Source organism: Winogradskyella vincentii (genome assembly GCF_020166345.1).
In the GTDB taxonomy this organism is placed as follows: Bacteria; Bacteroidota; Bacteroidia; order Flavobacteriales; family Flavobacteriaceae; genus Winogradskyella; species Winogradskyella vincentii.
Window position 1 is genome coordinate 38,334 of sequence record NZ_JAIUJS010000007.1, and the last position, 22,415, is coordinate 60,748.

Sequence of the window (22,415 nt, forward strand, 5' to 3'; positions counted from 1 at the left end):
AATGGAAGAAAATAAATTTAATTTTTCTGAAGAAGACGAGAGGCAAAAATTAGAAAAGGACAAGACTGTAGAAGATAAAAAAGAAGCAGTCAAACAAGATGCAAAAGGTCTTTTTGCTAGTATAAGGACATTCCTAAGTGAATTACTTGATTTTAGAGAAGACACAGATAGAGATGCTACAATTGCAGCTATAAAGGGTGATATTGCCTTTAAAGGAGCTACAGCTTGGATATTGATATGTTCAATTTTTGTTGCCTCTGTTGGTCTTAATGCGAACTCCACGGCAGTTGTGATAGGAGCCATGTTAATTTCTCCCTTAATGGGTCCTATATTGGGAGTTGGAATGTCAATTGCAATAAACGATATTGATACTTTACGACGTTCTTTGATCAATCTAGCAACAATGATTGTACTAAGTTTGATTACTGCATTCCTGTTTTTTTACCTTTTTCCATTAAGTGAAGATACCTCAGAACTTCTTGGTAGAACAAGCCCAGATATCCGAGATGTTTTAATTGCCTTTTTTGGTGGGCTTGCATTAATTATAGCTAGAACTAAAAAAGGAACTATCGCTTCGGTTATTTTTGGAGTAGCTATTGCCACAGCGTTAATGCCACCACTTTGTACGGCAGGTTATGGATTGGCTAAAGCCTTAAGCGGAGAAACTGCGATTAATATGCAAGGTAACGTTGTTACAGGATGGGATTATGCCTTAGGAGCAATGTATTTGTTTACCATTAATACAATTTTTATTGCATTGGCAACCTTTATGGTTCTTAAGGTTTTACGATTTCCTATGCTTAAATATGCGAACTCTGCTAAAAGAAAACGTATAGCTCAGATAGCTTCAATTTTGGCTATAATTGTAATGATACCCGCCTCATTTACATTTGTTGATGTACTTAAGAAGAGTAGATTTGAATCTGCTGCAAAAGCATTTATTAGTAACGAATTAGAAACACTACCAAATAGTAATTATATTAAAAAGAATGCCAATCCCATATATGATCCAGAAGGAGAATCTATTATAGAGTTAATACCATTTGGAACAGATGAAATATCTGAGGATACCAGAAAATTATTGGAAGCGAGATTTAATGATAAGGATTATGTGCCTTTAAGGAATACTAAGTTAGCTATTAACCAAGTTAAAAATAGAGCTATAAATAATCTGGAATATATGGAGGAGTTAAGAACAAGGGACTCTTTGGACTTACTTTCACAAAGCCAGAAAATTTCTTACTTAGAGAATAGGGTTAAAAGTTTATCTCGATTAGAAAAAGATCAAATACCATTTCAAGAAGTGGTGGAAGAAGCAAAAATAAATTATGAAAAACTAGAAGCTATAACCTATGCAAAGGAGATAAAATCTAACTTTTCAAAAACTGATACGTTATCTGTATTTTCATTCAAATGGATAGATTCATTATCTACTCCAGAGTCAATCCAAAAAGATTCAAAGAAGTTAGGTGAGTGGTTAAAAGTAAAATTGAAAAAGGATACGCTCGTAATAAAGCAATTAAAATAAAATCACTATTGATTCTCTTCCTGGTACATTCTGCGAACTTTTTTGAATAATTCAGAAGAATAAACAAAGTCTGTTACTGCTTTATTGTCGGTTCTAAAAATTGTTTCTTTAGACCCTTCCCATTCCTTAAAACCATTTTTAAGAAAAACTATTTTCTCACCAATTTCCATTACAGAATTCATATCGTGCGAGTTAATTACCGTGGTAATGCTAAACTCATCAGTAATTTCTTGAATAAGGTTATCAATTACAATTGCAGTTTTTGGGTCCAATCCAGAATTTGGTTCATCACAAAATAAATACTTGGGATTATTTACAATAGCCCTTGCAATGGCGACACGTTTTTGCATTCCACCCGAAGCCTCACTCGGCATTTTCTTATGAGCATCAGGTAAATTAACACGGTTTAATACCACATTAACTCTATCTTCCATTTCACTTAAACTTTGTTTTGTGAACATCCGTAGTGGGAACATTACATTTTCAGCAATCGTCATTGAATCAAACAAGGCACTTCCTTGAAATACCATTCCTATTTTTGCACGTAAGTCTCTTTTTGCGTCTGGACTTAAATCACTTATAATTTTGCCATCATAAGAAATGGTTCCTTTTTCATAATCAAACAAACCAAGTAAACATTTCAAGAACACAGTTTTACCCGAACCACTTTGTCCAATGATAAGATTAGTTTTACCTTTTTCGAAAGAGGTTGTTATGCCCTTAAGAATGTGGGCATCTCCAAATGATTTATGTAAGTCATTAACCTCAATCATTAGCCTAAAAGTAAACTTGTTATTAAATAATTTACGAGTATTATTACCACACTTGTCCAAACAAATGAAGTCGTACTTGCTTTACCCACCTCTAATGCCCCACCTTTCATAAAGTAACCATAAAAAGATGGTATTGTAGCCAAAATAAAAGCAAAAACCATAGTTTTAAGAAATGCGTATGTCATGTGGAATGGTATAAAATCATTTTGAACACCATCAATATAATCTTCCATCGTGCCATATCCTCCATAAACGCAAGCTGCCAATCCACCAACTATGCCAAGAAACATAGCTATAGATATAATAAATGGATACAATGTAAGAGCAATAAATTTTGGAAATACTAAATAGTTAATAGCGTTAATTCCCATTACTTCTAGTGCGTCAATCTGCTCTGTCACTCGCATCGTGCCAATACTAGAGGTTATAAATGAACCTACTTTACCGGCCATAATAATTGAAATAAAAGTAGGTGCAAACTCTAAAATAATTGATTGCCTTGTTGCAAAACCAACTAAATATTTTGGAATTAATGGATTACTTATGTTCAGCGACGTTTGGATAGCAACAACTCCTCCAACAAAAAATGAAATAAATGCTACAATACCCAATGAGTTAATGATAAGATCATCTATATCTTTTAAGATAAGTGTTTTCATCACAGACCATTTAGTTGGTTTGCGAAACATATCTTTAATCATTATAAAGTAGGTGCCAATATTATGAAGGTACTTCATGCATGAATTTCTTAACGCTAAAGTATAAAAAATGATTAGTTTATTAATGTTAATTTAAATTAAGATGGACTAAAATCCGTATTTTTGAAATACATAAAAAAGACATTTCTGGTATGAAAAAAACACTTCCTTTATTTCTGTTTTTGTTGATTTTTGGCTCATGCGCAGCTCAGACTGTTAATTCATCTCTAACTGATTCTAGACCAAAATTGGTGGTCGGTATAGTTGTAGATCAAATGCGATATGATTACCTAACTAGATTTGAATCTAAGTTTGGCAATGGCGGTTTTAAGCGAATGATGAATGAAGGATTTAACTGTAAGAACAACCATTTTAACTATGTTCCTACATATACAGGTCCGGGCCATGCTTCTGTTTTTACTGGCACTACACCTAAGTATCATGGAATAATAAGTAATAATTGGTACGATAAAGAAACAAAGAAAGTGGTGTATTGCGCAGGCGACGATACTGTTGAATCAGTTGGTACAGAAAGTACTGCAGGTAAAATGTCACCACATAGGATGCTGACCACAAGTTTTGCGGATGAGAATAGGTTGTTTACTCAGATGAGAGGAAAAACAATAGGTATTGCACAAAAAGATAGAGGAGCAATTTTACCAGCTGGCCATACTGCAGATGCGGCATATTGGTTTCAAGGTGCAGATGAGGGAGCATGGATTACTAGTACATTCTATATGGAAGAATTACCAAAATGGGTTAATAAATTTAATAAGTCAGATGCAGCTGAGTCTTATTTTAAGGATTGGGTTACAATGTATGATATAGAAACTTATATAGAAAGTGGAGCAGATGAGAATGATTTTGAAGGCGGTTTTACAGGAAAAGAAACTGCCACTTTCCCATATAAATTAGCAGAGTTAAAGGATGAAAATGGAGGATTTGATGTGATTAAATATACACCATATGGCAACAGCCTTACCACTGATTTTGCTATAGCTGCAATTGAGGGTGAAAATTTAGGTGAAGACTCAATTACAGATGTACTAACAGTAAGTTATTCTAGTACAGATTATGTTGGACATAATTTTGGAGTTAATTCTAAAGAAGTACAAGATACTTACCTGCGTTTAGATAAGGACTTAGAAAGACTTTTTGACTTTCTTGACTCAAAGGTTGGAAAAGGAGAGTATACGGTATTTTTAACTTCAGATCATGGTGCAGTGGAAGTGCCTGCTTACTTAGAATCTGTAAGAATTCCAGCCGGTTATTTAAATTATAATGATAGAAAAGCCAGATTCACAAAGTTTTTAGAGTCCACTTATGGTACTAAGGAAATTGTAGAAAATGTAAGTAATAATCAGATATTCTTTAATAAGGCGAAATTAAAGGAGCTAGGATTGAACATTCATGAGGTTGAACAAGCATTGGTTGATGAACAAATTAGTTACCCTAATATTGCGAAGGTATATACTGCTACTACCATGAATAGTACAAATTTCACGACAGGCATTGAAGCACTTTTACAAAATGGATTTAATCAGAAAAGATCTGGTGATGTTATAGTGGTAGATGATATTGCACATATTGCGTACAGCAGAACGGGTTCTACCCATGGTAGTGGACTAAACTATGATACACATGTTCCATTATTGTTTATGGGTAAGGGAATAAAACAAGGCCATACGTTTAAGAAGACTGTAATCCCAGATATTGCACCAACAATGTCTGCATTATTAGGCATCAGTTTCCCGAATGGTTCTACCGGCAAGCCGTTAGGATTTGTTTTTGATTAGGTAATTTTTTTCCAAATACCTTTCCATCGAAGTTTTCTTATAAATTTACCCTCTGCTTTGTTTACTAGAAAAGGAACCTTGTTAGATTTAGCTTTTAGGTAACCTGAGATGTAATGCCAAAATAGCATTACACTGCGTTTTTTATATGCTAATTTTATTGCAGATATTAGTGTTATCACAAAACCATAGCGCAATTTATACATAGCTTCGCCTTGTAGAGACTTTGATGCTTTATTGTAGGATTTTCCAGTAGGCTTTAAATGCATTACGTGCAACGATTCGTCTGTTAGTATTTCCCAACTATGATAACTTGCTAATAACTCGTCAACGGTATCCCAACCCATAGACGGTTTTAATTTGCCTATTTGCAAAAAGCACTCTTTTTTGTAAGCTTTCAATGCACCTCTAATGTGGTCTTTATTGGTGAGGTTTTCTAAAATCCAGTTACCGTTTTTTTCTATATAACAAAAGCCAGACGCCATACCTAATTTAGGGTTAGATTTAAAATGCTTTGATAATTTTTCTAGATAGTTAATAGGAAAAATAAGATCAGCATCAAATTTGCAAATCACATCGTAATTCTCATCTAATTGTTCAAACCCTTTATAAAATGCATTTATAATTTTAGAACCAGGTAAGTGTATATCACTAGATGTGGAATTTATATAAGTAATCCAAGGGAAATTATTTGAATATGATTTCAAAATTTCTTCAGTACCATCAGAAGAATTATCATTAACAACAATTAGTTTTTTTGGTAGAAGTGTCTGTGTTGAAAGTGATTCAAGTGTTTGTGCTATAAATTTTTCTTCGTTGTGAGCTGGTATGACTATGTAAAAATCCAATAATATTAATTATATAAACTCAAAGTTAAACTCTTTCAGCATATACTATATAATATCTCGGTGTAAACCGCCTTAGAACTGGCCGAATACCAATTTTATCCACAGGATTAGTCCATTTTGCCCTGTCTTTAATTTTCCAACCTGTTTTTTCAAGTAACCAATCTAATTGCCAGTCTTCAAATTCATGATAGTGTCTGTCACGTTCGTCGGTTTTACTTCTATAGGCCGAAGAAAACCAAAGTCTAAGAGGTACACTGATTAAGATTTTTTTAGATTTTATAGATTTCAAAACTTCGTAAGGTGAAAGCAAGTGTTCAAAAATCTCAAAGGCGGTAACAACATCGGATTCTGAGTTAAGGATACTGCTGTGATCTTCGTCCAAATCCTCCCCAGAAGTATTTGTTACATTATAACCTTCAGAAATCATTATATCTGAAAATGGATTTTTTACGCCTAAATCTAAAATTGATTGAGATATATCAACGTGCTTTTTTAAAAACTGAAGTGTATGTTTAAAGCGTTTATTTGGAAAGGTTTTTTCGTACATAAAGGGTTTGCAAAATGTATAAAATGGAAGTAGTATTAATATTTATATACAACTGCATTAATATGCATACCAGCCCCTACACTAGCAAATATGATTACATCACCTTTATTGATTTTGTGATCATCCAATTTATTGTTTCTTATTAAATCGAAAAGTGTTGGGACAGTAGCAACTGAGCTATTACCAAGTTTATGAATGCTCATAGGCATAATATCTTCTGGTGCTTGAGATTTAAATAATCTGTAAAATCGTTTAACAATTGCTTCATCCATTTTTTCATTGGCTTGATGAATCAATACCTTTTTTACGTCAACTATATCTACACCACTTTTATCCAAACAATCCTTCATTGCCTGTGCGACATTGGTTAATGCAAATTCATAGATTTTGCGACCATGCATTTTTATATAACGTGTGTCAGGACACAATGCTTTGTTGTTTGAATTCCCGAAGAACAGATAATAGGCTTCGTCATACGTAAATGATGCTGATTCATGAGCTAGAATGCCACCTTCTTCCTCTGTAGCTTCTACAATACTTGCACCAGCTCCATCTGAATAAATCATAGAATCCCTATCATGTTTGTCCACAACACGTGATAATGTTTCAGTGCCAATTACCAGACATTTTTTTGCCATTCCGGCTTTAATGAAGGCTTGTGCTTGTATAACACCTTCTACCCAACCTGGACATCCAAACAGGATATCATATGCCACACATTTAGGATTCTTAATTTTTAAGCGGTGTTTGATTCTTGAAGCTAAACAAGGTAATATATCACTTTGAACTGTATTAGCTCTGACATCACCAAAGTTATGAGCACATATTATATAGTCAATCTCTTCTTGATCAATGTCTGCGTCGTCTATGGCTTTTTGTGCAGCTAAAAAGCCAAGATCTGAAGATGTTAGATTGTCATCCGCATAACGCCTTTCAACAATGCCTGTAATTTCTTTAAATTTTTGAACGATTACTTCATTTGGATAATTGATTGAAGAGCCATCTGCATTCAAAAATTCATGTTGATGAAAATCCTCGTTTTTTTCAATCTTCTTTGGTATGTAACTACCTGTTCCAGTTATTTTAATGCTCATAATCCGTTTTCTAAAATTTTCATTTAAAGTAAAAAAGCAATGTAATTATATTTATTTAAAACAAAAGTAAAACATGTTCGTTTTTACGATGTTCAAACACTAAAATTAGGCTTCCGTATAAGCTTCAATCGGTGCGCAGCTACACACTAAATTTCTATCACCAAAGGCTTCGTCAACACGTCTAACAGTTGGCCAAAACTTATTATCCTTTACATAGTCTAATGGAAAAGCGGCAGTTTCTCTAGTATAGGGCAGCAGCCATTCATCTGCAGTCAACATTTCTAATGTGTGTGGTGCATTTTTTAAAACGTTATTAGGCTCTTCCTTGGAAGTTTTATCAATTTCTTTTCTAATAGATATCATTGCCTCACAGAAACGATCCATTTCCACTTTACTTTCACTTTCAGTCGGTTCTATCATCATTGTGCCAGCAACCGGGAATGAAACCGTTGGAGCGTGAAAACCGTAGTCCATAAGTCTTTTGGCTATGTCTGTAACTTCAATTCCTCTAGATTTGAATTCACGGCAATCTATTATCATTTCGTGTGCTGCCCTACCATTTTCACCTGTATATAGTGTATCATAGTAGCCCTCTAGTCGTTCTTTAATGTAGTTGGCATTTAAGATTGCAACTTCAGTGGCTTCTTTTAGTCCATTTGCACCGAGCATTTTAATATATCCATATGATATAATACAAGCCAATGAAGAACCAAATGGTGCAGCTGAAATAGCAGAAATAGCTTGATGTCCACCTGTTTTAATTATTGGGTTCCCAGGTAAAAAAGGAACTAGTTGTTCAGCAACACAAATTGGCCCAACTCCTGGACCGCCACCACCATGAGGAATAGCAAAAGTTTTATGCAGGTTCAAATGACATACATCCGCACCTATATTGCCTGGGTGTGTTAAACCTACTTGTGCATTCATATTGGCACCATCCATATACACTTGACCGCCATTATCATGTATAATCTGAGTAATATCTTTAATTGCAGATTCAAATACTCCATGGGTGGAAGGATAAGTAACCATTAATGCAGATAGATTGTCTTTGTGCAATTCTGCCTTTTCCCTTAAATCATCGACGTCAATATTGCCGTCTTCTGATGCTTTTGTTACAACAACTTTCATTCCGGCCATAACGGCACTTGCAGGATTTGTACCATGTGCAGATGATGGGATCAAGCATATGTTTCTATGATGGTCACCTCGTGACTCATGATACGCTTTAATTACCATTAGACCTGCAAACTCACCTTGAGCACCTGAATTTGGTTGTAGCGATGTTGCCGCAAAACCAGTTATTTCAGTTAATTGATTTTCTAAAGAATTAAGCATAAGGTGATATCCTGCAGCCTGATTAATTGGAGCAAAAGGATGCATATTTCCCCAACTTCCCCAGCTTAATGGCAACATTTCAGAAGCAGCATTAAGTTTCATAGTACAAGACCCTAGTGAAATCATAGAATGATTTAGTGCTAAATCTTTACGTTCTAACTTTTTGATATAACGCATAAGTTCAGTTTCAGAATGATATGAATTAAAAACTTCATAGCTTAAAAAATCTGACTTGCGTTTCAGGGTATTAGGTATTGTGTCCTCTTCAGTTATAGAGGTAATTTTGTCTGTTTTTTTGCCTGTAACTTTTTCAAAAATTGAGATTATTTCATTTAAATCTGCTATGGTTGTAGTCTCATTGATTGAGATGGTTACAGTATTGTTGTCAGGATAATAAAAATTCACTTCTTGTTTTTCTGCTTCGTACATCACCTTAACAGGGTCAGCTTTAATTTGAAGCGTATCAAAATAGTGAGAGTTTATTTGATCTAATCCTAATTTTTCAAGTGCTTTCGCCAAAGTTGAGGTTGAGTTTTTTACTTTATCCGCTATAAAAGTTAAACCCTTTGGACCGTGATAAACGGCATACATACCAGCCATAACAGCTAGTAATACCTGAGCGGTACAAATGTTAGAAGTTGCTTTATCCCTTTTAATGTGTTGCTCTCGAGTTTGCAGAGCCATTCTTAGTGCTCTGTTGCCGTTTGTGTCTTTGGTAACTCCTATTATTCTTCCAGGGACATCACGTTTGTATGCTTCTTTCGTTGCGAAATAAGCCGCGTGTGGTCCACCATATCCCATCGGTATACCAAATCGTTGTGTTGTCCCCACAACAACATCTGCACCAAATTTCCCAGGGGCTTCTAATTTAACTAGGCTTAAAATGTCTGCAGCAACAGCCACTTTAATATTAGAGTTCTTGGCTTTTTCAATAAAAGCTTTTATATCTGTAATTTGCCCATTTTTACCAGGGTACTGTACTAAGGCACCGAAAAATTCATCACTTAAATTAAATTCTGCCTCATTTCCAATCACTAATTCAATCCCAATTGGGACAGCCCTTGTTTCAAGTAATGCTATTGTTTGTGGTAATACTAAATCAGAAACAAAAAATTTGTTGACTCCGACTTTCTTTTGCGCTCTTTCTCTAACAGCATACAATAGTCCCATTGCTTCGGCTGCCGCAGTACTTTCATCTAGTAATGAAGCGTTAGCAATTTCCATTCCAGTCAAATCAATGACCATTGTTTGAAAGTTTAATAATGCCTCTAAACGTCCTTGAGCAATTTCTGCTTGATAAGGAGTGTAAGCAGTATACCATCCTGGATTTTCTAAAATATTACGCTGTATTACTGCTGGTAAATTAGCTGGGTGATATCCTAATCCTATATATGATTTGTAAACTTTATTTAATTGCGAAAGTTTATAAATGTGACTTAAATATTCTTGTTCGCTCATTGCAGGATCTAATTCTAAATCCTTATCGAGACGAATCCCAGCGGGAATAGTTTCGGAAACTAATTGTTCAATACTTGTTACGCCAATTGTATTAAGCATAACTTTCTGATCGTGAGAATTTGGGCCAATATGCCTTAGTGCAAAAGAGGTAGTATCCATTCTTTTTAGTGCTATTTTTTTGATAAGCAAAAATACGTAAATACCCTCTTTTATTAGTTAAGGAAAACTAAAGTTTTTAACGGATTTAAAGGGTTATTAACACATTGACTATTTTTGTAATGTGAGGAATATTAAACAACTTTTTCATTTCTATATCAATAGTAGTATTCATGTAGCATTAGCGGCATATGCATTAACATGGGTTACTCTTTTAGAATATGATCTGGAATATGATAAAAACAGCCTTTATTTCGTCTTTTTTGCAACCATTACAGGATACAATTTTGTTAAGTATTTTGGTGTTGCAAAATTTCATCATCGAAGATTGGCAAATTGGTTAAAAGCCATACAGTTGTTTTCATTTATTGCGTTTATAGCATTGGCATATTATGCCTTTCAACTTTTGGTGAATTCTAAAGTTTTGATTCTACTGTTAGGGGTTATAACATTTTTGTATGCCATTCCCTTGTTACCAAAGAAATATTTTATTGATGATCAAAGCAACCTTCGACAGATTAGTGGGCTTAAGGTTTATGTAATCGCAATTGTATGGTCTTTATCAACGGTTGTTTTACCACTAATTCAAAATGAAATAGAAATTGGTGCAGATGTTGTTATTACAAGTCTTCAGAGGTTTTGCTATATAATTGTATTAATGCTGCCATTTGAAATTAGAGATTTAAACTATGATAGTTTAAAACTTGGGACAATTCCGCAACGAATTGGAGTTAAACGAACAAAAATTATTGGAATATTTCTTTTAATGCTTTTCTTTTTCTTGGAATATTTTAAAAATGAAATTGATTCTAAAGCGCTAATTATTTTACTGACAATAACATTTGTTACAGCTCTGTTTTTAGTTTTTTCCAATAAAAATCAATCGAAGTATTATAGTGCTTTCTGGGTAGAAAGTTTGCCTGTTTTTTGGCTGGTTTTATTTTTGATGCTTAGCTAGTTCTTTTTCAAATGCTACTTTAATCTGATCTTTTGCCGAGTGGTCTAAGTATTCCATTTTAGAGGATTTAACCAATTTAGTTAACTTGGAGTTCCTTGCTGTGTATTTACGGCATGCTCTACAGTAAATTAAATGTAAATTCAGTTTAACTTTTTCCCAAAAGCTAGCTTCCTTGTATTGTGTTTTATCACAAACATGATTTGCCTCCTCACAACTTAATTTAAACTTACTCATAATTTAAAACCAGTTTTTTTCCATGCAATCAGCCAAAGCAGTACGTGCTCTATGGATGATTACCCAGAGGTTAGACGCAGTAATTCCTAATTCATTACAAATAGTTTCTGTGTCATAACCTAATATTGTTTTCATTTTAAAAACTTCTGCTTGTTTTTGTGGTAATTTGTCTAAACAGTCATATATAGCATTACCTAACTCAGCGTTTTCCAATTTATCTTCTGCGGTCTTATCAAAAGGATCTGCTATTCTTTCTTCCAGCCAATCACCTTCGGCATCAGAATCATTGCTGTAACTCATTCTAACTTCAGCCTTGCCTTTTTTCGAGTTTATTTTACGGTAGTGATCAATAATTTTTCGTTTGAGTATTGAAACTAACCAGGTCCTTTCACTAGCTTCACCTTTAAAGTTTGCCATGGATTTTAAACCGGCCAAAAACGTTTCAGATACTAAATCTTGCGCAATTATCCGATCACTTACTCTTGTAACCGTGTAATTAAAAAGATAATCTGAATATTGTGAAATCCAGTTGTTGGGATCTATTTGATGATTAGGCATTTTTCTTTTTCATTGCTGTCTCAAAAATAGGTTAAATTAATAAATTCTAAAACTGTAAATAAAACAGATTGAATGAAGTCTTTTTAAGAATATCCTAATTCAATCTGTTTAACACTTTAAATTTGATTTTTTAAACTATGAAGTTTTTAGTTTTTATAGTCATTCTAGATTTACTTCTACCTCTAAAAAACAGGTATAAGTTTAGAAATAACATAACACCAAGGTATATTGTATAGCCACCAATTTTCTTGCTCAATATTTCCATTAGAGTTTGGTTGCTCATATCATAGTTACTGCTGTAGCCATAAATTTTCATAATATATAGAGCAAAGCCAATATTGATGAGATAAAATCCAATTTCAAATAATTTATTGGTTGCCAATGCAATATCTTCTTTTCCTCTAAATATATCTATCATAAAATGCTTACCGTTTTTAAAAAGCATTTTGGAAATGTAGATTGTAAGAACAATGACAATAGGTAAATAGATAGCATAACCGATTACAATTTTTGAATTTTCCATAATTAATGATTTAAAAGTTTAGAATTATTTAATTGTCTTAGCCAAAATATGTTGTTGTAATGCATAATAGCTAGGAGCAAGATAATTTTGCCAATGGTTTTTGAGAGTGAATTGATCATCTCTATTGCTGAGGTCAAATTTTCCCAATATGAAATTGTTATGATGGCGTAACCTATGTTGGTTAAATAATACCCAATAAGCAAGAGGTTATTTATGCTTTTAACCAGAGCTGCATTATTATGAAAAAGGTTTAACAGAAAGACTTCCCCATTTTTATAAAAAAGCCAACCAATTTTTACCATAATAAATGAGATTATTGGCAAGTAGATGTAATATGTTATAATATTATAATTCATAATTAAATTAAGTTAGATATAGCCAAGTAAGTATATATTGTTGCGAAAAGTGTAAATAAGAAGTTCATGAAATAACTACCTATTTTGAAAATTAATTTTTGTGGAATCTGATACATTGGATAGTAGGCAATTTGGGTTATTACTTTACCAACCCAATAGGCAGCAATAAGTGTAGTTAGAGCAAAGGCCAATCTAGTTCCATTTTTTAAATCATTGGGCAGTAAAATTGCTATTAAACCAAAAGAAAAGTTTAGACCTTGTATGTATCTTCCATATGTTTTGGCAATTTCTTGGTTAAGGGGTTTTAGCAGTTTTACATCATTGTACCAATCAAAAACGTTATGTCTTATATATGGATAAATAAGTGCGGTAAAGATTTGACCAACACCGCCTAATACGATCAACCAATTTGGAATTTGAAATTTCATATAAGTGTTATTTTAGTTTTTAAACTTTCAGAAATAATTGAAAGTTGTAATTAAAAAAAATATGAACCTATTTTAGCATTTTTAAAACTGATTTTGTTACCCAATTTTGATTTTGGTTTACAAGTTTGGTCATAAGGTTATCTAAGTCTTCAGTGATTACGTGTAAGGCTTTGGTCTGTTTAATAAGTTCTTTTGTTTTTTCGCTTCCATCATTCTTGATAGAAGAGACTTCATTTAATACTTTTATCACAGGTCTTATTTCTCGTCTACTGCGTTCTTTGGCAATTACCCTTGCTAATTCTTGTACGTCCTTCTCAGTTGTAAAATACTCTCTGCGTTCTCCAGTTTTTAATACTTTGGTTACAATTCCCCAATCCATAAGTTGACGTAAATTCATACTAGTATTACCACGAGAGATCTTGAGTTCTTCCATAATGTCTTCCATAGAAAGAGGCGTAGTAGAAATAAAAAGAAGTGCTTGAATTTGAGCCATAGCTTTATTTATGCCCCAAAGTGTGCCTAAACTTCCCCAAGTATTTATAAACTTTTCTTTTGCTTCTTCGTAACTCATAGTACAAAGATACAATTATTTTTAAACTTTCAATAAGTATTGAAAGTTTATTTTATTTCAAAATGAATATGATCATCATGTCGAACAGACTGGCATCCATGAAAGCGAATTTCATTATAATCTTGAAGTTTGAGTTCTTTCTTTAAATAAGGTTCTATAAAGATTTTGGAGTTTTTTGCACGATAGAGCAAACCCTGTATAAGTGTTTTTGTATTTTCCTTATCCAAAGTGAGTTCTTTATTTGAACCAAAGGTTAGGTACTTTGTTATGTCATATTGCCAAAATCCTATGCTCTTACAATAATTTAATGTGGGATTTGAATCAGATGTGTATGCACCATAACCGCTAGTTGACGGTTTTTTGTTTGTTTTTTTGCCGTTTTCTAGATACATAAATGCAATATCTATTTTATTACCATCATCATGACTAATATGTGGCAACAAAGGGAAGCCATCAATAAAAGGAAAATTTGCATCGAGGTATGTCACTCTTATTCCAAGATGTGCCAAGTCAATTGATGATTGTAACAACAAGGAATTAAGTTCCTTACTCACATAATTTCTAAACAGTAATGGGTAAATTAAATTATGTGGTTTCAATGTATTGCTTGTTACTGGTAGTTTAGTTCTACCAAATAATGGTGCAGTAATTGGAATTACAAACAGATTAAAGGCTAGATAAAGAATGGGGAAAACATATCTTTTTTTCTTTTTCCATTTATAGCAAATTATAAGGCAGAGCAACCACATTAGTCCTCCAATTTGAGTAAGAATAGTTAAGACAATTACTATAAAGACATGTAGAGCTATTTTAAAAATCACCATATCTTTAAAACGAATTAATATTACATCTTATTTTATCAACCCAGCTCGTCGCAACAATGCTTCTGGTTTGGGTTCTTGCCCTCTGAATTTTTTGTATAAAGTCATTGGGTTTTCGGTGCCACCTTGAGACAAGACATAAGTTTTAAACTTATTAGCAACTGTTTTATTAAATATACCTTCTTCCTTAAAATACTCAAAAGCATCTGCATCTAATACTTCGGCCCATTTATAACTATAATAACCTGATGAGTATCCGCCTTGGAATATATGTGCAAATGCAGTACTCATACAGTTCTCTTTAACATCTGGATAAAGTTGTGTTTCGCCAAATGCCTTGAGTTCATAAGTTTTTACATCCATTATGTCAGATGGGTCAACACCATGCCATGCCATATCTAGCATACCAAAACTTAACTGTCTTAGGGTTTGTATTCCTTCATTAAAGGTTGCTGATTTTTTAATCTTTTCTATTAATTCCATCGGAATTACTTCATCAGTTTTATAATGTTTGGCAAATAGCTTCAACGTTTCTTCTTCATAACACCAATTCTCTAAAATCTGACTTGGTAGCTCCACAAAATCCCAATATACACTTGTGCCAGAAAGGCTTGGGTAGGTTGTATTGGCCAACATGCCATGTAGTGCGTGGCCAAACTCATGAAATAGTGTGGTAACCTCGTTAAAAGTTAATAATGAAGGTTTACTCTTTGTTGGCTTTGTAAAATTGCAAACAATTGACACATGTGGTCTTTCATTAGTGCCATTTTTTATCATCTGCGGTTTAAATGATGTCATCCATGCACCATTTCGTTTTCCTGCTCTAGGAAAAAAGTCCGCGTAGAAAATAGATACTAATTCTCCATCTGCATCTACAACCTTATAGGTCATTACATCTTCATGATACTTGTCTATAGTATCTATTTCATTAAACTCTAATCCGAATAATTTGTTGGCCACAGTAAATGCACCTTCAATGACATTTTCTAGTTTAAAATAAGGTTTCAATTTTTCATCATCTAAGTCGAACAACTTCTGTTTCAATTTTTCGGAATAGTAAGCAGAATCCCATTTTTGTAACTGATCAATATCATCTAATTCCTTAGCAAAATCTTGGAGTTTTTTAAATTCTTTTATGGCTGCAGGTTTGGCTTTTCCTAATAGGTCTTCTAGAAAATGATTTACTTTAATAGGAGATTCGGCCATACGTTCTTCGAGAACAAAATGTGCATGGGTCTTATAACCTAATAATTGAGCCCGTTCATATCTGAGATTGGATATTTTTAAAACAATATCCTTGTTGTCTAATTCATCATTTTTAAAACCTTTACTCCCAAAAGCTTTAGATAAATTTTTTCTTAGACTTCTGCTTTTAGCGTAAGTCATAAATGGAATATAACTTGGGTAATCTAAAGTTATTAGCCAACCTTTTTTACCTTTACTTTCTGCCAACTGCTGCGCTGCTTCTTTGGCACCTTCTGGTAATCCATCTAAATCGTCTTTTTGAGTTAAGTGCATTTCAAACTTATTGGTTTCGGCTAATATGTGCTCACCAAACTTTAGTTTAAGTTGACTTAATTCTTTATCAATGGCTCTCAGTCTTTCTTTTTTATCTTCAAGTAAATTAGCACCGTTTCTAGCAAAACTTTTATATTTTTTATCTAGTAACGTTGCTTGTTCTGTATTTAATTTTAAATCTGATTTAGAATCGTATACTGATTTAACACGCTTAAATAAATCTTCATTCAGGGTTATGTCATTACTAAATTCTGAAAGTAGTGGTGACACTTCTTGAGCAATCTTTTGTATTTCATCATTGGTTTCGGCAGAATTAAGATTAAAGAAAATACTAGATATTCTGTCTAACTCTTCACCTGAATAGTCGAGTGCCTCAATGGTATTTTGAAATGTTGGCTTTTCTTTGTTATTAACAATAGTATCAATCTCTAATTTAGCTTTTTTAATTGCTGTCTTAAAAGCGGATAAAAATTCTTCGGTTTTTAGTTTTGAAAATGGAGCTGTATTGTACTGTGTATCAAAGGGTTTATTGAGAATTGTCATTTTATGCCGTCTTAATTTTCTTACTATATTGCTGATATTGTGAACTTTAACTCAATTTTAAGTTCATAAAAATCAATTTCGTATTTATCTTTTGTTTATTTTTGTAACTCTTTTAGAACAAAATCTATTGTTCAAAAAGGATTGGTTAATAGCGAGAAGCCTTGGCGATAGTCAAGGCTTTTTTTATAAATCTTTTGCAGATTCTATAACCTTTGCCTTTAAACCTTCTTTGTAGACTACAATTTTATCTAAAATACATTGGTCTGCACTTCCTAAAATTTGTGCGGCCAAAATACCTGCATTTTTAGCACCGTTTAAAGCAACAGTTGCTACGGGTACTCCTCCTGGCATTTGTAAGATGGATAATACAGAATCCCAACCATCAATGGAGTTGCTACTTTTTACAGGCACACCAATAACAGGTAATGGAGATAAAGAAGCCACCATGCCTGGTAAATGTGCAGCGCCTCCAGCACCTGCAACAATAACTTTTATGCCGCGTACATGAGCATTTTTACCATAATAGAATAACTTATCTGGTGTTCTATGTGCAGAGACAATATCAACCTCTACTTCAACATCAAATCCTTTTAAAATATCAATAGCGTCTTGCATAACGGGCAAATCGCTTTTGCTTCCCATAATTACACCTACTTTACTCATAATTTATTCACTTATAACTTGGATTGTTCTTTTTACTTTTTCTGCTATCGCTCTAGCTTTGTCAATATCTTCATTTACTATGGTGACATGACCCATCTTTCTGAAAGGTCTTGTCTGTTTTTTGCCATAAATATGTGGTGTTACACCATCCATCGCAAGAATTTTTTCAATGTTTTTGTAAAGTACATTGCCTGTGTAATCTTCTGCGCCAACAAGATTAACCATAACACCAGCAACTGTACTTTCAGTTTTACCTAACGGTAAACCTAATATAGCTCTGAGATGTTGTTCAAATTGATCTGTATAACTTGCTTCGATGCTATAATGGCCAGAATTGTGTGGTCTTGGAGCAACTTCATTGACTAAAATATCATCATCTTCCGTCTGAAACATTTCGACTGCCAATAGACCAACATGTTCATAGGCAGCTGCAGTTTTTAAGGCTACTAGTTCAGCTTTTTTAGCTATATGATCTGGTATTCTTGCAGGACAAATCACATATTCCACTTGATTCGCCTCTGGGTGAAATTCCATTTCAACTACAGGGTAGGTTTTTAAGTCACCTTTTGTATTTCGTGCAACAATAACGGCCAATTCATTTTTAAATGGAATTAGATTTTCTGCAATACATTCAACATTGGGCAAATCAATTAAATCCGTATATCGTTTCACTATTTTTACGCCTTGACCATCATATCCAAATTTGGCACTTTTCCAAACAAATGGGTAACTCAACCCGCCATTGTCCACAGCCTCATCAATTTCCGATGTATAGGCAAATCTTGAGAAATCTGCAGTTGGTATATTATGATCTCGATAAAATAGTTTTTGGTGTGCTTTGTTCTGAATGGTTTTTAAAGTCTTAGCCGAAGGATAGACCTTCACACCATCATTTTCAAGTTTTTCTAAGGCGTCAACATTAACATTTTCAATTTCAATAGTTAAAATGTCTACTTTTTTGCCAAAATCAATGACTGTATCATAATCTAACAAGTCACCAACAGTAAATTCATCACAAGCTAATCTTGCTGGAGCATCCTTACTAGGATCTAATACACAAGTATAAATATCAAATTTCCGTGTGGAATACAATATCATTTTACCCAATTGTCCACCGCCTAAAATACCAAGTTTAAATTTTGAAGAGAAGTAATTCATTTTAAATATCTATCTAGATACCAACTTAAATTGCGTTAAAGAGACAAAAATACACTAATTATAGTACAAAATTCTAAAATCATAAATCAAAAAATAGTCTTTCGTTAATCAAATGATTATCTTTGCATTTCTAATAATTAGTGCACATTGATTAAGCTTCACGATTTATATTTTAAACCCTTTATTTCTGAAGAGCAAATTCAATCTTCAGTTGAAAAATTGGTCGAAGAAATCGCTTCGGATCTTGGAGATGAGATGCCTGTTTTTGTTGGTATACTCAACGGCTCATTTATGTTTGTGAGCGACTTTGTGAAATTATATCCAAAACCTTGTGAAGTAACTTTTATTAAGTTAGCATCATATGAAGGTGTAAAGTCTACTGAGGATATACAAAGGTTAATTGGATTAACACAAGATTTAACAGGTAGAACTGTTGTAATATTAGAAGATATTATAGATTCTGGTAATACGTTGGAAGAAGTACATAGAATTTTTAGAAATGAGAATGTAAAACAGCTAATTATTGCTACGTTATTCTATAAACCAGAAGCTTACAAAAAAGATTATAAACTCCATTATGTTGGTATGGAGATTCCTAATAAGTTTATCGTCGGTTACGGATTAGACTATAAGGGACTTGGAAGAGACATGCCAGCTGTATATCAATTAAAAACAACTCAATACATGACTAATATCGTTCTATTTGGCCCTCCAGGTGCAGGTAAAGGAACTCAAGCGAATTTTTTAAAGGAAAAATATGATTTAGTGCACATCTCAACAGGTGATGTATTTCGTTATAACATTAAGAATGAGACTGCTCTTGGAATGTTAGCTAAGTCTTATATGGATAAAGGAGAATTGGTGCCAGACCAAGTTACCATTGATATGCTTAATAAGGAAGTTGAAAAAAATGCCGATGCAAAAGGTTTTATTTTCGATGGTTTTCCAAGAACCAATGCACAAGCAAAAGCATTAGATAACTTAATGGAATCTAAAGATTCTCAAATTAATGCGATGGTAGCACTTGAGGTAGAGGATGAAGTATTAGTTGGTAGATTGTTAGAGCGTGGTAAAACAAGTGGAAGGGCTGATGATGCTGATGAGAGTATTATTAGAAATAGAATAAAGGAATACTACGACAAAACTGCAATTCTTAAAGACTACTATTCAGATCAAGACAAGTATTTTGGCGTTGATGGTGTTGGAAGTATTGAAGAAATTACTGTAAGGTTAAGTGGCGTTATAGATAAATTGTAGCCTGATGGATTTCATCACTCCAATAGGAGCTTTGATTTGGATTGTATTATCAATTCTATTTTTTCTATTGCCAATATTGGCATTAATAAGCATTTTGAGAAATAAGTTTCCGGATAATGATAAACTTATTTGGGTAATCGTAGTTTTGCTACTTCCATATTTTGGTTCAATTTTATACTTTATTATTGGTCGCAATAAGAAAATTCGGTAAACTTTAACTCCAACAAATAATTTAAATTTCCACTATCGTGGGATACTGACATGACAGAAGGAAATTTTGTAGACTACGTTAAAATGCATGTGGCCTCAGGTAATGGAGGCAAGGGATCTGCACATTTACATCGCGAAAAATATATTCAAAAAGGCGGGCCTGATGGTGGTGATGGTGGCCGTGGTGGTCATATAATAATTAAAGGCAATGCAAACCTCTGGACATTAATTCACTTAAAGTTTAAACGTCATATCAAAGCAGGTCATGGTGCACATGGTAGTTCAGGTAGAAGTACTGGAGCAGATGGTGAAGATGCAATTATAGAAGTGCCATTAGGAACCGTTGTTCGTGATACTGAAACTAATGACATACTTTTTGAAATTACCGAAGATGGCGAAGAGAAGATTGTCGCAGAAGGAGGTAAAGGTGGACGCGGAAACTGGCATTTTAAGAGCTCTACAAATCAAACGCCTCGTTATGCACAGCCTGGTATTCCTCTTGAAGAAAAGGAAATTACTTTAGAGCTGAAAGTCCTCGCAGATGTTGGGCTAGTTGGATTTCCTAATGCAGGTAAATCTACGCTATTGTCTGTATTAACTTCAGCAAAACCAAAAATTGCTGATTATGAGTTTACTACATTAAAACCAAATCTAGGTATTGTAAAATATCGCGATTATCAATCATTTGTTATGGCTGATATTCCTGGTATAATTGAAGGTGCGGCAGAAGGTAAAGGTCTTGGTTATTACTTTTTGAGACATATAGAGCGAAATTCAATATTATTATTCTTAATTCCTGCTGATGCTAAAGACATTGTAGAGCAGTATAACATATTGGTAGATGAATTAAGAAGATATAATCCCGAAATGTTGGACAAAGAGAGATTTGTTGTAATTTCAAAATCTGATATGTTAGATGATGAATTGAAGTCTGAAATTTCTACTATTTTAGATGAAGATCTGGAGGCTGATTATATGTTTATTTCTTCAGTAGCCCAACAAGGTCTAACAGAATTAAAAGATAAACTCTGGCAAATGTTAAATGAATAATTGTTAATTATTATGAAGGCTTACATAAAAAGTATTGTCGAATATAATAACAACAAGCTTAGCAGGAGCTTTGCTTTTTTCATTCAATTTTTAATTGTCCTTTCTGTCATAACATTTTCAATTGAGACCGTACCCAATTTAAAGCCTCAAACACGAGTAATATTAAATTCAATTGAGATATTTTGTGTTACCATTTTTACGATAGAATATATTGCAAGAATTTATGTGGCAGATAAAAAATTTAAATTCATTTTTAGTTTTTTTGGCTTAATTGACCTCTTTGCCATACTTCCTTTTTATTTATCCTTTGGTGTGGATTTAAGATCACTTAGAGTTTTAAGAATGTTCAGATTATTTAGACTCTTAAAATTAGTAAGGTATAATAAGGCTATGCGCCATTTTACAAAAGCAATGCTAATGGCAAAAGAGCAAATCATCCTTTTTATGGCCATAACATTGGTGCTAATCTATTTTGCTGCTGTAGGAATCTATTATTTTGAAAACGAAGCACAACCAGAACATTTCTCCTCCATTTTTGATAGTCTATGGTGGTCAATAATTACGCTTACAACTGTAGGTTATGGTGATGTTTATCCCGTAACTATGGGTGGGCGAATCTTCACTTTTTTTATACTTTTAATTGGTTTGGGAATTGTGGCAATTCCAACAGGTATAATATCTTCTTCTCTTACCAAAGTGTTTGATTTAACTGATGATGAAGAATAGTTAAAACACTTTAGTGCACTGTGCTTTTTTAGTATCTTTAAAAGAAAAATGAAAGTTTTTAAGTATCTGATTCTTTTTATAGTGGCAGTTTCCTGTGGGCCATTAGTATCATATGACTATGAAGAATCAACGGATTTTTCCAAATATAAAAGCTATAATTATTTTGATGATATGGAAACTGGTCTAAGTTTTTTTGATCAAAAACGAATGATAAGAGCAATTGATTCTCAACTCACAAAATTGGGTTTGGAGCGTAAGTACAATGCAGATTTTTATATAGATATAAGTTGTAAAGATGCACAGAATAGAACTAACTCGAGCTTTGGTATTGGTGTAGGAGGAACAGGCGGTAACGTTGGAGGTGCAATATCTGTTGGTGTACCTGTTACAAACAATTTGCGATCAAGAGAAGTGGTCATAGAATTTATTGATTTGAAACAGACCGAAAAATTAATATGGAAGGCAATTACCGAATCATATTATAAACCTAATGACACACCAGAAAATAGAGAGGAGCATTTCAATACAGTTGCTGAAAGAATTTTTAAAAGGTATCCACCGAAAAAATAAGTTAATCTACTGTTAATCAAAATAAACAGGGCGTATTT

23 protein-coding genes are annotated in these 22,415 nt (G+C 33.3%); 8 read left to right on the top strand and 15 right to left on the bottom strand.

All coding sequences use genetic code 11. The features are described from left to right. Nucleotide 1: 1 nt before the first annotated feature. The gene (locus LBV24_RS12135; protein WP_224478943.1) at nt 2-1,528 is read left to right on the top strand and encodes a DUF389 domain-containing protein; all 1,527 of its coding nucleotides are present in this window, start codon (nt 2-4) and stop codon (nt 1,526-1,528) included. A 5-nt stretch (nt 1,529-1,533) separates the two neighbouring features. On the opposite strand, the gene LBV24_RS12140 is transcribed toward LBV24_RS12135, so the two are convergent. Beyond that, the gene (locus tag LBV24_RS12140) at nt 1,534-2,301 is read right to left on the bottom strand and encodes an ABC transporter ATP-binding protein (RefSeq protein ID WP_224478944.1); all 768 of its coding nucleotides are present in this window, start codon (nt 2,299-2,301) and stop codon (nt 1,534-1,536) included. Beyond that, nucleotides 2,301-3,038, bottom strand: coding sequence for an MlaE family ABC transporter permease (locus LBV24_RS12145; RefSeq protein ID WP_224478945.1), 738 nt, complete (start codon nt 3,036-3,038; stop codon nt 2,301-2,303). Before LBV24_RS12145 ends, LBV24_RS12140 begins: the two co-directional genes overlap by 1 nt. Before the next feature lie 113 nt (nt 3,039-3,151). On the opposite strand from LBV24_RS12145, the gene pafA reads away from it, so the two are divergent. Further along, the gene (gene pafA, locus LBV24_RS12150; RefSeq protein WP_224478946.1) at nt 3,152-4,795 is read left to right on the top strand and encodes an alkaline phosphatase PafA; all 1,644 of its coding nucleotides are present in this window, start codon (nt 3,152-3,154) and stop codon (nt 4,793-4,795) included. On the opposite strand, the gene LBV24_RS12155 is transcribed toward pafA, so the two are convergent. From LBV24_RS12155 to gcvP, 4 genes are all read right to left on the bottom strand, one after another. Then, the gene (locus LBV24_RS12155) at nt 4,792-5,640 is read right to left on the bottom strand and encodes a glycosyltransferase family 2 protein (protein ID WP_224478947.1); all 849 of its coding nucleotides are present in this window, start codon (nt 5,638-5,640) and stop codon (nt 4,792-4,794) included. The two genes, pafA and LBV24_RS12155, sit on opposite strands and share 4 nt — an antisense overlap. A 25-nt stretch (nt 5,641-5,665) precedes the next feature. Then, nucleotides 5,666-6,187, bottom strand: a complete 522-nt coding sequence (locus tag LBV24_RS12160) for a class I SAM-dependent methyltransferase (protein ID WP_224478948.1) — start codon at nt 6,185-6,187, stop codon at nt 5,666-5,668. Between the two features lie 35 nt (nt 6,188-6,222). Further along, nucleotides 6,223-7,281, bottom strand: coding sequence for a 3-oxoacyl-ACP synthase III family protein (locus LBV24_RS12165; protein WP_224478949.1), 1,059 nt, complete (start codon nt 7,279-7,281; stop codon nt 6,223-6,225). 105 nt (nt 7,282-7,386) lie between these two features. Next, the gene (gcvP, locus tag LBV24_RS12170) at nt 7,387-10,236 is read right to left on the bottom strand and encodes an aminomethyl-transferring glycine dehydrogenase (RefSeq protein ID WP_224478950.1); all 2,850 of its coding nucleotides are present in this window, start codon (nt 10,234-10,236) and stop codon (nt 7,387-7,389) included. 121 nt (nt 10,237-10,357) lie between these two features. Here gcvP and LBV24_RS12175 point away from each other — a divergent pair, with 121 nt between their 5' ends. After that, nucleotides 10,358-11,191 (top strand): UbiA prenyltransferase family protein, encoded by an 834-nt coding sequence (locus LBV24_RS12175; protein WP_224478951.1) that lies wholly within the window; start codon nt 10,358-10,360, stop codon nt 11,189-11,191. Here LBV24_RS12175 and LBV24_RS12180 read toward each other — a convergent pair. The 9 genes from LBV24_RS12180 to LBV24_RS12220 all read right to left on the bottom strand — a co-directional run bounded on the left by LBV24_RS12180 (nt 11,171) and on the right by LBV24_RS12220 (nt 18,564). Then, nucleotides 11,171-11,425, bottom strand: a complete 255-nt coding sequence (locus tag LBV24_RS12180; protein WP_224478952.1) for a hypothetical protein — start codon at nt 11,423-11,425, stop codon at nt 11,171-11,173. The genes LBV24_RS12175 and LBV24_RS12180 overlap by 21 nt on opposite strands. A 3-nt stretch (nt 11,426-11,428) precedes the next feature. Beyond that, entirely contained in the window at nt 11,429-11,983 is a 555-nt protein-coding gene (locus tag LBV24_RS12185) for a sigma-70 family RNA polymerase sigma factor (RefSeq protein WP_224478953.1), read from the bottom strand. A gap of 130 nt (nt 11,984-12,113) precedes the next feature. After that, nucleotides 12,114-12,506, bottom strand: coding sequence for a hypothetical protein (locus LBV24_RS12190; protein WP_224478954.1), 393 nt, complete (start codon nt 12,504-12,506; stop codon nt 12,114-12,116). A gap of 358 nt (nt 12,507-12,864) precedes the next feature. Beyond that, a complete protein-coding gene (locus LBV24_RS12195; protein ID WP_224478955.1) occupies nt 12,865-13,290 on the bottom strand; it encodes a hypothetical protein in 426 nt (141 codons plus the stop codon). A 67-nt stretch (nt 13,291-13,357) separates the two neighbouring features. Continuing rightward, on the bottom strand, nt 13,358-13,861 hold the full coding sequence (locus LBV24_RS12200; RefSeq protein WP_224478956.1) for a GbsR/MarR family transcriptional regulator: 504 nt from the start codon (nt 13,859-13,861) through the stop codon (nt 13,358-13,360). A 47-nt stretch (nt 13,862-13,908) separates the two neighbouring features. Then, nucleotides 13,909-14,685 (bottom strand): hypothetical protein, encoded by a 777-nt coding sequence (locus LBV24_RS12205; protein ID WP_224478957.1) that lies wholly within the window; start codon nt 14,683-14,685, stop codon nt 13,909-13,911. Between the two features lie 27 nt (nt 14,686-14,712). After that, nucleotides 14,713-16,743: a M3 family metallopeptidase gene (locus LBV24_RS12210; RefSeq protein ID WP_224478958.1), complete on the bottom strand. Its 2,031-nt coding sequence runs from the start codon at nt 16,741-16,743 to the stop codon at nt 14,713-14,715. Between the two features lie 183 nt (nt 16,744-16,926). Continuing rightward, the gene (purE, locus tag LBV24_RS12215; RefSeq protein WP_224478959.1) at nt 16,927-17,406 is read right to left on the bottom strand and encodes a 5-(carboxyamino)imidazole ribonucleotide mutase; all 480 of its coding nucleotides are present in this window, start codon (nt 17,404-17,406) and stop codon (nt 16,927-16,929) included. A gap of 3 nt (nt 17,407-17,409) precedes the next feature. After that, nucleotides 17,410-18,564, bottom strand: coding sequence for a 5-(carboxyamino)imidazole ribonucleotide synthase (locus LBV24_RS12220; RefSeq protein WP_224478960.1), 1,155 nt, complete (start codon nt 18,562-18,564; stop codon nt 17,410-17,412). A 147-nt stretch (nt 18,565-18,711) separates the two neighbouring features. Between LBV24_RS12220 and LBV24_RS12225 the strand changes: the two genes are divergently transcribed. From LBV24_RS12225 to LBV24_RS12245, 5 genes are read left to right on the top strand one after another with little or no spacing between them, the layout of a single operon-like run. After that, complete coding sequence (locus LBV24_RS12225) at nt 18,712-19,821, top strand: adenylate kinase (RefSeq protein ID WP_224478961.1); 1,110 nt, start codon at nt 18,712-18,714, stop codon at nt 19,819-19,821. 4 nt (nt 19,822-19,825) lie between these two features. Next, a complete protein-coding gene (locus LBV24_RS12230; RefSeq protein ID WP_224478962.1) occupies nt 19,826-20,032 on the top strand; it encodes a PLDc N-terminal domain-containing protein in 207 nt (68 codons plus the stop codon). Nucleotides 20,033-20,082: 50 nt separating this feature from the next. Then, nucleotides 20,083-21,081: a GTPase ObgE gene (gene obgE, locus LBV24_RS12235; protein WP_224478963.1), complete on the top strand. Its 999-nt coding sequence runs from the start codon at nt 20,083-20,085 to the stop codon at nt 21,079-21,081. Nucleotides 21,082-21,093: 12 nt separating this feature from the next. Then, the gene (locus LBV24_RS12240) at nt 21,094-21,807 is read left to right on the top strand and encodes an ion transporter (protein WP_224478964.1); all 714 of its coding nucleotides are present in this window, start codon (nt 21,094-21,096) and stop codon (nt 21,805-21,807) included. 48 nt (nt 21,808-21,855) lie between these two features. Next, a complete protein-coding gene (locus LBV24_RS12245; RefSeq protein WP_224478965.1) occupies nt 21,856-22,377 on the top strand; it encodes a DUF4136 domain-containing protein in 522 nt (173 codons plus the stop codon). Nucleotides 22,378-22,415 lie beyond the last annotated feature (38 nt).

Excerpts from the sequence above, each read along its gene's own strand:
- LBV24_RS12135 (WP_224478943.1), top strand. The coding sequence starts at position 2 with ATGGAAGAAAATAAATTTAATTTTTCTGAAGAAGACGAGAGGCAAAAA.
- LBV24_RS12140 (WP_224478944.1), bottom strand. The coding sequence starts at position 2,301 with ATGATTGAGGTTAATGACTTACATAAATCATTTGGAGATGCCCACATT.
- LBV24_RS12145 (WP_224478945.1), bottom strand. The coding sequence starts at position 3,038 with ATGAAGTACCTTCATAATATTGGCACCTACTTTATAATGATTAAAGAT.
- pafA (WP_224478946.1), top strand. The coding sequence starts at position 3,152 with ATGAAAAAAACACTTCCTTTATTTCTGTTTTTGTTGATTTTTGGCTCA.
- LBV24_RS12160 (WP_224478948.1), bottom strand. The coding sequence starts at position 6,187 with ATGTACGAAAAAACCTTTCCAAATAAACGCTTTAAACATACACTTCAG.
- LBV24_RS12165 (WP_224478949.1), bottom strand. The coding sequence starts at position 7,281 with ATGAGCATTAAAATAACTGGAACAGGTAGTTACATACCAAAGAAGATT.
- gcvP (WP_224478950.1), bottom strand. The coding sequence starts at position 10,236 with ATGGATACTACCTCTTTTGCACTAAGGCATATTGGCCCAAATTCTCAC.
- LBV24_RS12180 (WP_224478952.1), bottom strand. The coding sequence starts at position 11,425 with ATGAGTAAGTTTAAATTAAGTTGTGAGGAGGCAAATCATGTTTGTGAT.
- LBV24_RS12185 (WP_224478953.1), bottom strand. The coding sequence starts at position 11,983 with ATGCCTAATCATCAAATAGATCCCAACAACTGGATTTCACAATATTCA.
- LBV24_RS12190 (WP_224478954.1), bottom strand. The coding sequence starts at position 12,506 with ATGGAAAATTCAAAAATTGTAATCGGTTATGCTATCTATTTACCTATT.
- LBV24_RS12195 (WP_224478955.1), bottom strand. The coding sequence starts at position 13,290 with ATGAAATTTCAAATTCCAAATTGGTTGATCGTATTAGGCGGTGTTGGT.
- LBV24_RS12200 (WP_224478956.1), bottom strand. The coding sequence starts at position 13,861 with ATGAGTTACGAAGAAGCAAAAGAAAAGTTTATAAATACTTGGGGAAGT.
- LBV24_RS12205 (WP_224478957.1), bottom strand. The coding sequence starts at position 14,685 with ATGGTGATTTTTAAAATAGCTCTACATGTCTTTATAGTAATTGTCTTA.
- LBV24_RS12210 (WP_224478958.1), bottom strand. The coding sequence starts at position 16,743 with ATGACAATTCTCAATAAACCCTTTGATACACAGTACAATACAGCTCCA.
- purE (WP_224478959.1), bottom strand. The coding sequence starts at position 17,406 with ATGAGTAAAGTAGGTGTAATTATGGGAAGCAAAAGCGATTTGCCCGTT.
- LBV24_RS12220 (WP_224478960.1), bottom strand. The coding sequence starts at position 18,564 with ATGAATTACTTCTCTTCAAAATTTAAACTTGGTATTTTAGGCGGTGGA.
- LBV24_RS12230 (WP_224478962.1), top strand. The coding sequence starts at position 19,826 with ATGGATTTCATCACTCCAATAGGAGCTTTGATTTGGATTGTATTATCA.
- obgE (WP_224478963.1), top strand. The coding sequence starts at position 20,083 with ATGACAGAAGGAAATTTTGTAGACTACGTTAAAATGCATGTGGCCTCA.
- LBV24_RS12240 (WP_224478964.1), top strand. The coding sequence starts at position 21,094 with ATGAAGGCTTACATAAAAAGTATTGTCGAATATAATAACAACAAGCTT.
- LBV24_RS12245 (WP_224478965.1), top strand. The coding sequence starts at position 21,856 with ATGAAAGTTTTTAAGTATCTGATTCTTTTTATAGTGGCAGTTTCCTGT.